This is a genomic window from Collinsella aerofaciens, from assembly GCF_015670795.1.
Taxonomy (GTDB): Bacteria; Actinomycetota; Coriobacteriia; order Coriobacteriales; family Coriobacteriaceae; genus Collinsella; species Collinsella aerofaciens_Q.
In genome coordinates this window covers 1-1,708 of sequence record NZ_JADPCJ010000061.1, presented here as the reverse complement: position 1 = coordinate 1,708, position 1,708 = coordinate 1, and the positions used below count along the sequence as shown (strand labels likewise).

Sequence of the window (1,708 nt, the reverse complement as noted above, 5' to 3'; positions counted from 1 at the left end):
CCTATGTGACTTTGGTGCGTGTCGGAATATCGACTACAAGGACGCTGCCGAAGGCGTTTGGAACCTCGACCTTGAAGATATTGAAAAGGATTCAGGAAGTATTGTGCGAAAAAAGCGCAAGGTCAAAGGGGAAAGCGGCAGCACCAAGCACGTCTTTGCTTCTGGATCGGTTCTATATAGCAAATTACGTCCATACCTTAACAAGGTAGTAATTGCTGATGAAGATGGGGTCTGCAGCTCCGAAATTCTGCCGCTGAATTTTCTTGGATTCAGCAACGAATATGCGCAGCTAGTGCTTATGGAACCTGATTTTGTTAAGTACGCCAAAGGGTGCTCATATGGAGTAAAAATGCCGAGGCTTGGAATCGACGACGGAAAACGTTGGCTCGTTGCTGTGCCGCCACTGGCTGAGCAACGTCGTATCGTTGCAGTTTTTAGGACTTATACAGCAAACGCACTTTAGCTGTTTTCATGGCACCCAACGAAAGGAAGGTGCCATGAAGTCATTTGCTCGATATCTCCAGGAAAAAGGTTACGCACAAAACACTGTTGAATCATACGTGTTCGCAAGCGAACAACTTCTCGAAAAGGTAGCACAACTCACAAATCAGTCGCTCCTTAACCACAAGGAGTGGCTGGTTTCCTCGTTTGCACCGAAGACCGCAAACAACCGAATCGGAGCTATCAACGTCTACTTGGATTACATCGCATTCGACGGGATAAGACTAAGGGGAGTACGAATTCAGCAGAAACCATTTCTCGACAATGTCATCAGTAACGAACAGTACGTTCAGTTAATCGATGGTCTGAAACAAGACGGTGACTGGTTTTGGTATTTTATTGTCCGCTTTCTTGGATGTACCGGTGCGCGAGTAAGTGAACTAAGACAGTTTAAAGTGGAACACGTAATCGCTGGATATATGGACATCGTTTCAAAAGGCCAAAAGCTCAGGAGGATTTGGATTCCTGACTCTTTGCGCCAGGAAAGTATTACATGGAAAGCCGGTTCAATGAACGGTCTTCTGTTTCCAGGCAAAAACGACAACGCGATCACTTCGCGTGGAATATCTATGGGGCTGAAACGAGCGGCCTTACGCTATGGCGTCGACCAAGACGTCGTTTATCCCCATTCGTTTAGGCACCTATTCGCAAAGAACTTTATCGAACGTAATCCAGACATTTCGCTGCTCGCTGACCTAATGGGGCACGAGAGCATCGAGACGACACGAATCTATCTGCGGCGCACCGCCAATGAACAGCGCGCCGCAGTTAATAAGGCAATTAATTGGTAACGAGTGGCTCCAACATGTCGAAACGCTCGACAATTCGGCGCTGTTCGGCCAGGGGCGGAATGGGAATCAAGACTTCGGATATCTTGGATACGGCCAGCCCCGGCTGTGCTGTCGCAGTTGCATACTGGTTCAAATTAAGCGCGTTTAGAAACAAACAGGCCCATGCAATATTCGCGTCAAGAAAGCAACGGACAATGACCGCATGCTCCGTCGCATAGAAGTCACCGGATGCTCGTCTTACATTCCCGCAAAGGGCACCTTGACGCCCGATTATTGGAAAATCGCCACTTGCGTTGGGTTTAGCAACAAAGCCACGGACCCCATTTCCCCCAAAACAAGGATATGGAGTGTTTTCAGTCTGAACATCAGACAAAAGTGATGCCTTGATATTCTTGCCAGCCTGCATAGAGAAAACC

Annotated in this window: 3 protein-coding genes; 2 read left to right on the top strand and 1 reads right to left on the bottom strand. The window is 47.9% G+C overall.

The features are described 5' to 3' along the window. Both I4W09_RS10240 and I4W09_RS10235 read left to right on the top strand, forming a co-directional pair. On the top strand, positions 1-463 hold a 463-nt coding region (locus tag I4W09_RS10240; RefSeq protein WP_230318783.1), incomplete at its 5' end, for a restriction endonuclease subunit S domain-containing protein. Positions 464-497: 34 nt separating this feature from the next. Then, a complete protein-coding gene (locus I4W09_RS10235) occupies positions 498-1,292 on the top strand; it encodes a tyrosine-type recombinase/integrase (protein ID WP_196034089.1) in 795 nt (264 codons plus the stop codon). Here the strand turns inward: I4W09_RS10235 and I4W09_RS10230 are convergent. Then, on the bottom strand, positions 1,282-1,708 hold a 427-nt coding region (locus I4W09_RS10230; RefSeq protein WP_230318782.1), incomplete at its 5' end, for a restriction endonuclease subunit S. The two genes, I4W09_RS10235 and I4W09_RS10230, sit on opposite strands and share 11 nt — an antisense overlap.

What these genes read in the sequence shown, in the direction of transcription:
- I4W09_RS10235 (WP_196034089.1), top strand. Translation starts at nt 498, where the DNA reads ATGAAGTCATTTGCTCGATATCTCCAGGAAAAAGGTTACGCACAAAAC.